The organism is Bartonella fuyuanensis (assembly GCF_014197255.1).
In the GTDB taxonomy this organism is placed as follows: Bacteria; Pseudomonadota; Alphaproteobacteria; order Rhizobiales; family Rhizobiaceae; genus Bartonella; species Bartonella fuyuanensis.
On record NZ_JACIFE010000036.1, the window covers coordinates 1 to 6505 of the forward strand.

General features: G+C 37.5%; 6 protein-coding genes and 2 tRNA genes. 7 read left to right on the forward strand and 1 reads right to left on the reverse strand.

Annotated features, from left to right (window positions below):
* Positions 1–502 precede the first annotated feature (502 nt).
* From tig to GGR08_RS07435, 4 genes are all read left to right on the forward strand, one after another.
* A complete protein-coding gene (tig, locus tag GGR08_RS07420; protein ID WP_183194688.1) occupies positions 503–1930 on the forward strand; it encodes a trigger factor in 1428 nt (475 codons plus the stop codon).
* 126 nt (positions 1931–2056) lie between these two features.
* Entirely contained in the window at positions 2057–3556 is a 1500-nt protein-coding gene (gene gatB, locus GGR08_RS07425) for an Asp-tRNA(Asn)/Glu-tRNA(Gln) amidotransferase subunit GatB (RefSeq protein WP_183194689.1), read from the forward strand.
* Between the two features lie 180 nt (positions 3557–3736).
* Complete coding sequence (locus GGR08_RS07430) at positions 3737–4135, forward strand: NADH:ubiquinone oxidoreductase subunit NDUFA12 (RefSeq protein WP_183194690.1); 399 nt, start codon at positions 3737–3739, stop codon at positions 4133–4135.
* An 89-nt stretch (positions 4136–4224) separates the two neighbouring features.
* A complete protein-coding gene (locus tag GGR08_RS07435) occupies positions 4225–4650 on the forward strand; it encodes a DUF2155 domain-containing protein (RefSeq protein ID WP_183194691.1) in 426 nt (141 codons plus the stop codon).
* A gap of 357 nt (positions 4651–5007) precedes the next feature.
* On the opposite strand, the gene GGR08_RS07440 is transcribed toward GGR08_RS07435, so the two are convergent.
* Positions 5008–5838: a TrmH family RNA methyltransferase gene (locus tag GGR08_RS07440; RefSeq protein WP_183194692.1), complete on the reverse strand. Its 831-nt coding sequence runs from the start codon at positions 5836–5838 to the stop codon at positions 5008–5010.
* 205 nt (positions 5839–6043) lie between these two features.
* On the opposite strand from GGR08_RS07440, the gene GGR08_RS07445 reads away from it, so the two are divergent.
* From GGR08_RS07445 to GGR08_RS07455, 3 genes are all read left to right on the forward strand, one after another.
* Positions 6044–6127: transfer RNA gene (locus tag GGR08_RS07445), tRNA-Tyr, on the forward strand.
* A gap of 30 nt (positions 6128–6157) precedes the next feature.
* A tRNA-Gly gene (locus GGR08_RS07450) sits at positions 6158–6228 on the forward strand.
* 182 nt (positions 6229–6410) lie between these two features.
* Positions 6411–6505: GTP-binding protein (locus GGR08_RS07455; protein ID WP_002972655.1), on the forward strand; the 95-nt coding region annotated here is incomplete at its 3' end.

Sequence of the window (6505 nt, forward strand, 5' to 3'; positions counted from 1 at the left end):
TGATTCAACATAGAGAGGTTTGAAATGAGAGAATCTTACGATATTCGAGACTCTCATTCAACATACAAAACAGTGAATTATCATTATAAATCAATATGTTGTATGATTTTGATACGATTCGGAAAATCTTTAAGGATTTTGATTTTTTAGAAGTTAAGACCCTTTGAACAGCAAGTAGGGCAAAAAAACACATCGAAAAGAACTTCTGATTTGTAATTGCAATATATAGATGATGATGCTATTTGATAGCGCTACAGATTCTATAATATCAGGTGGTTTAAAAGGTGGTTTTGCTATTTGCAGTTTTTATTAATTTATTGAAATAATATTGTTGAACTATTATGAAATGGTACCTCCGTTGCACCAGAGCAATCTCTTAAATGCTGCGGATTTCTACGTGTTTGGAATTCCGCTTTGTGGTGTGATGTAACATTTGAAGTATTAGAATATGATATTAATTAGAGTGGGTTTATTCCTCTCCTGGGAAAAATGAAGGTGTTTAATGCAGGTTACCGAGACCCTTAATGAAGGACTGAAGCGCGAAATTAAGATCGTAGTTCCAGCAAAAGATTTAGAAGAAAAATTGAGTGAACGGTTGGATAATGCTAAGGGAAAGATTAGGCTTAATGGTTTTCGTCCCGGTAAAGTTCCTGGTGGGCATTTGCGAAAAATGTATGGTAAATCTTTTATGGCGGAGATTCTCAATGAGATACTCAGTGATGTGCCACGTTCTATTTTAGCGGACCGCAAGGAACGGGTAGCAATGCAACCGAAAATTGATATAGATGAAGATGAAAAACTTCTAGAGGGCAAAGCTGATTTTTCGTTTAGTTTAAAGTATGAAGTTTTACCAAAAATTGAAATTAAAGATTTTGGACATATTGAAATTATCCGTGAAATTCCAATTATTCCTGAACAGGATATTAATGATCAAGTCAATCGCGTTCTTTCTTCTACACGTAGTTATTCCCTAAAAGAAGGAGTTTCTGAAGAAGGTGATCGTCTTACCATAGATTATCAAGGTAAGCTTAAAGGCGTTCTATTTGAAGGTGGAGCAGATCGTGATGCGCAACTGATTCTGGGGTCAAAACAATTTATTCCTGGTTTTGAAGAGCAATTAGTTGGTGTAAAGGCTGGGGATACAAAAACGATTTCTGTTAAATTTCCTAATGATTACAGTGCGGAACATTTGGCAGGACAGGAAGCGGAGTTTGATATCACTGTCAAAGCGGTTTTTAAACCAGATGAATTAAAAATTGATGATGAAGCAGCGCAAAAGGTTGGTTTAGAATCTCTAGATCGCTTGCGTGAAGTTATTCGTAAGCAGGTTGAAAGCCAATATGGTTCAATGACTCGTCAAAAAGTGAAACGTCAAATTCTTGATGCTTTAGATGCTGATTATAATTTTGAAATTCCTGAAGGGCTTTTAGAAATTGAGTTTAACAATATATGGGCTCAGGTTAATGATGATTTGAAAAAAGCTGGGCGTAGTTTTGAAGATGAAGGTGTTACAGAAGAAAAGGCACGGGAGGAATATCGGATTCTTGCGCAACGTCGTGTTCGTCTTGGTTTGGTGCTTTCTGAAATTGGAATGAGGGTTGGTGTTAAAGTTGGTGACGATGAGTTAAAAGCAGCCGTTTTTGATCATGTTCGCCAGTATCCTGGACAAGAGAAAGAGATTATGGATTTTTTCCGTAAGACTCCCGAAGCTGTTGAAAATCTGCGTGCCCCAATTTTTGAAGAAAAGGTCATTGATCATTTGTTAGCGCAGATAAAAATTACAGATAAACAAGTGACGGTTGAAGAGTTGATGAAAGAATATGATGAATCAGCTGCCATTGAAGAAAAGCCGGTAAAGAAAAAATCTTTAGGGAAGGAAAAGTCCGTGGAGAAGATCTCAGTTAAGAGAAAAGCTCCTAAAAAAGCTTAATATTTACACAAACAGAACAGGCCCAATAAAATCGGGATTTTAAAAATTTAGGTCTTAAAATTGCACTGAGAATGGTTTTAGGTAAACCATTGAAGTATACTTTAAGATGTTGATAGTGGATTGGCAATGAACATCATTGATACGCGTACTCCTCATTCTAAGCGTTTTATTTCCGGGGCTACAGGTGATTGGGAAGTCATCATTGGCATGGAAGTTCATGCGCAAATTATATCAAATTCAAAACTTTTTTCAGGAGCATCGACTAAATTTGGTGCAGAGCCGAACAATCATGTATCACTCATTGATGCAGCTATGCCAGGTATGTTGCCTGTTCTTAATAAAGAATGTGTTCGTCAAGCGGTTAGAACAGGGTTAGGCCTAAAGGCGCGTATTAATTTAAAGTCTGCTTTTGATCGTAAGAATTATTTTTATCCGGATTTGCCGCAGGGGTATCAGATTTCTCAATTTCACTGTCCCATTGTCGGAGAGGGAAAGATTATTATATCTGTTGGTCCAGATTTGAATGGCCAATTTGAGGATATTGAAGTGGGAATAGAGAGGTTGCATCTTGAACAGGATGCTGGAAAATCAGTGCATGATCAACATCCAACAATGTCTTTTGTGGATCTTAATCGTTCTGGTATTGCGCTTATGGAAATTGTTTCCAAGCCTGATATGCGTTCATCAGATGAAGCCAAAGCCTATATGACAAAATTGCGTACGATTCTTCGTTATTTGGGTACCTGCGATGGCAATATGGATGAAGGTTCTATGCGGGCGGATGTCAATGTATCTGTTCGTCGCCCTGGTGAAAATTTTGGAACGCGTTGTGAAATCAAAAATGTTAATTCTATTCGCTTTATTGGTCAAGCGATTGAATATGAGGCACGTCGTCAGATCGCAGTTTTAGAAGATGGAGGCGTCATAGATCAAGAAACTCGGCTTTTTGATGCTGCTAAAGGTGAAACACGCTCTATGCGTTCAAAGGAAGAAGCGTATGATTATCGTTATTTTCCTGATCCTGATCTTTTGCCCTTAGAATTTGATCAGGCATTTGTCGATGATTTGGCAGCGAGTTTACCAGAGTTACCCGATGCTAAGAAAGCACGTTTTGTCACGGAAATGGGACTGACAGTGTATGATGCCTCCATTCTTGTGACAGAAAAAGCTATTGCTGATTATTTTGAAGAGGTTGCTTGTGGTCGTGATGGAAAAATAGTTGCTAATTGGGTGATCAATGATCTTTTAGGCGCTTTAAATAAAAATAATCGTGAAATTGAAAAGTCACCAGTATCGCCAAATCAATTGGGAAGTATTATTGATCTCATAAAAGAAGAAATTATTTCTGGAAAGATTGCCAAGGATCTTTTTGAGATTATTTGGAATGAGGGGGGGGATCCACGCCAAATTGTAGAAGAGCGTAATATGAAGCAGGTCACAGATACAAAGGCTATTGAAAGAGTTGTTGATGAGGTTATTGCCAATAATTTTGATAAAGTTGCGCAAGCAAGGCAAAAACCTGCTTTAGCTGGTTGGTTTGTTGGACAGGTAATAAAAGCAACAGGTGGTAAGGCAAGTCCTCAAGTTGTTAATGCCTTGGTTAAGATGAAACTTGGCATAGATTAAATTAGGGGGAGTGGAGAAGAATCCATAAATATGATATTTCTTTGAAATTAAGACGGAGAAATTAGCTTATCAATTGTGGTTATGGTTGAGTTTGCCACTGATTTTTCGGTGGTTTCAAGCATTAGAAATTTTAATTTCGATGGTTAGTTTCATGAGCATACTTAAAAAATGGAATAGAAAATGGTTCGTTTTTTTAGGCAAATTTTTACGTGGTGGAATGGTAATACCATTGGTACGCGTTTTTTTACATGGCGCAATGGTAAGAGGGTAGGGGAAGATCAATTTGGAAATGTATATTATGAGGGGGGAGTTCATAAGGATGGTTATCCGCGTCGTTGGGTTATTTATAAAGATTATTCTGAAGCTTCTACTATTCCACCAGGTTGGCATGGTTGGATTCATCATCGCTTTGATAGTTCACCAACACAGGAAAATTATCGTCCATATGAATGGGAAAAGCCTCATGTTGCAAATATGACAGGGACAAGTCAAGCCTATCGACCAAAGGGTGCTATTACTTATAAGGACGAGCGTCCTTGTGTGTGCGGAGATTATGATGCATGGTCACCTGAAAAATGAAATATTTTGATGTATGCGTGCATTCTTATTTTATTTGATTCTATATTATGACTGAAAGTTATTTTTAAGATACGATTGATTTTGGTATAATGAGGATTCGTTTATTGTTAGGGCTAAGGCATTTTATATATGTTTTTTTAATGGGGATTTTAGTGTTTTTATCCTTAAATGGTGGAGTGTGTGCTGAACGTATTAGCAATGGAGTTGCTATTTTTGCTGGTCTTGATAAAATAACAGGACAAACTATACGTTTTGAAGTTACTCTCGGTGAAATTTATCAATACGGTGCATTACAGGTTACACCGCGTGCTTGTTATACAAGCTCTAAAGATGAGCCAACGCGTACAACAGGTTTTGTTGAAGTCAATGAAGTAACATTGGATAAAAAAGTACAGCGTATTTTTACAGGATGGATGTTTGCAGATAGTCCCGGCTTAAATGCTGTTGAGCATCCTATTTATGATGTGTGGTTAAAAGATTGCAAGCAGAGTTTTCAAAATCTACCTGTTTTATGATTGGTGTTTTATGTATTTTAAATACATTGGCTTATGATGATAGTTTATCTCTTTACAACTTGGATTGGAAGAGAGGTTTGAATTCTTAAGATTCTCTTATATTGTAGTTACGATTTCCCTACCCGCTATTTAAGTGCCAATGTGCGGAATGAGAAACTTTTGGGATCTTTATTGTCCATCGAAAAATCCCTGTGTTTCAAGGGTATACTTGTTTATATGGGTATGTGGCTGATGGCTAATTTATCATAGATATTTCTTCTATTCTGTTTGAAAAAATGGTATTTTAATAGCATATGAAGCTCATATTGGTGGTTTTTTGTTGGTTGGCTTTTTTGATGTTTTACAAAAAAATAAAAATTAGAATCTAAGATATTTATGTGCCATATACAGTGCTAATGTTGCTGCATTTGAAACATTTAATGATTTAATATTTCCAGGCATGTCAAGGCGTGCTAAAGTGCAAACAGTTTCACGTGTTTTTTTACGCAAACCTTTACCTTCTGCTCCTAAAACAAGAGCGATTTTATTCCCTGTTAATGTTATTTCTAAAGGTTGGTCACTTTCTGAATCGAGCCCAAAGCTTGTAAAACCTGTTTGATGGAGTTCTTGAAGAGCTTCAGCTAGGTTTCTTACGGTAATATAATGAATCATTTCCAGAGCTCCTGATGCAGCTTTTGCAAGAACGCCGCTTTCGTGGGGAGAGTGTCGGTAAGTTGTAATAAGCGCTTTAGCTTTAAATGCAACTGCAGAACGCATAATAGCACCAACATTATGTGGGTCTGTAATTTGATCCATAACAATGACAAGATCAGTATTGGTTAGTTTTGATAATTGACATGGCTGAAGAGGGAAAGTTTCCAAAACAATACCTTGATGAACTGCCTCGCTTCCAACCAGCGAATCAAGATATTTAGGTGTACATAATGTAACAGGGCAAGGATAACCTGATTCGGACATATTTAATCGTTTTAAGGCATTTTGTGTAGCGTAAAGACATTTAAAAATTCTTTTTGGGTTTTTAAAAGCAGCCTGAACGGAATGAATACCATAAAGACGGATTACCTCTTGGGGTAAAGAAGGAGCTTCCTTCTTCGGATGTATAAAAGATCGAGAAGGAGCCCCTTTTATATCATGATATTGGTGACGTAAGCGGGCATAATGAGAATTTTGTAATGTTTTTTTTTTCATAACTTCCTTATAGCGTGCTAATAAGAAAAATAGCTAGGAAAAATCTATCTTTTAAAATCCTGAGCAGGAAATTTGTACAAAATTGTATTTATTCTGTTGACAGATACAACAGTAATCGTCATAACCACTTCGCGATCAGATTGAATTGAATGGGTATTCGAGATGGTTGTCGTGATGCCTCATTGTGCGAGTTTACTGGTGTAATGGAGGGGTGCCCGAGTGGTTAAAGGGGGCGGACTGTAAATCCGTTGCGTATGCTACGTTGGTTCGAATCCAACCCCCTCCACCATTCATCGAAGGAGAATTAGTACGTAGGTATGCGGGTATAGCTCAATGGTAGAGCAGCAGCCTTCCAAGCTGAATATGCGGGTTCGATTCCCGCTACCCGCTCCGAATAATTGTTAATGATTAGGCAAACAGATATGATGGAAGGTGTTTCATTATAGAGTGGGTGGTTTTTACCGTCTAAAGGTTGTAGTAATTAGGCTGGTGTGCCAGTCTGGTTGGATTTAGTTTTGCAGGCCTGTTTTTAGGTGCTAGTGAGATAGAGAATAAAACAAGAGATTAATAGCATGGCGAAGAGCAAATTTGAACGTACAAAACCGCATGTTAATATTGGCACGATTGGTCATGTTGATCATGGGAAGACCTCGTTGACAGCAGCGAT

Excerpts from the sequence above, each read along its gene's own strand:
- GGR08_RS07430 (WP_183194690.1), top strand. The coding sequence starts at position 3,737 with ATGGTTCGTTTTTTTAGGCAAATTTTTACGTGGTGGAATGGTAATACC.
- GGR08_RS07440 (WP_183194692.1), bottom strand. The coding sequence starts at position 5,838 with ATGAAAAAAAAAACATTACAAAATTCTCATTATGCCCGCTTACGTCAC.
- tig (WP_183194688.1), top strand. The coding sequence starts at position 503 with ATGCAGGTTACCGAGACCCTTAATGAAGGACTGAAGCGCGAAATTAAG.
- GGR08_RS07435 (WP_183194691.1), top strand. The coding sequence starts at position 4,225 with ATGAGGATTCGTTTATTGTTAGGGCTAAGGCATTTTATATATGTTTTT.
- gatB (WP_183194689.1), top strand. The coding sequence starts at position 2,057 with ATGAACATCATTGATACGCGTACTCCTCATTCTAAGCGTTTTATTTCC.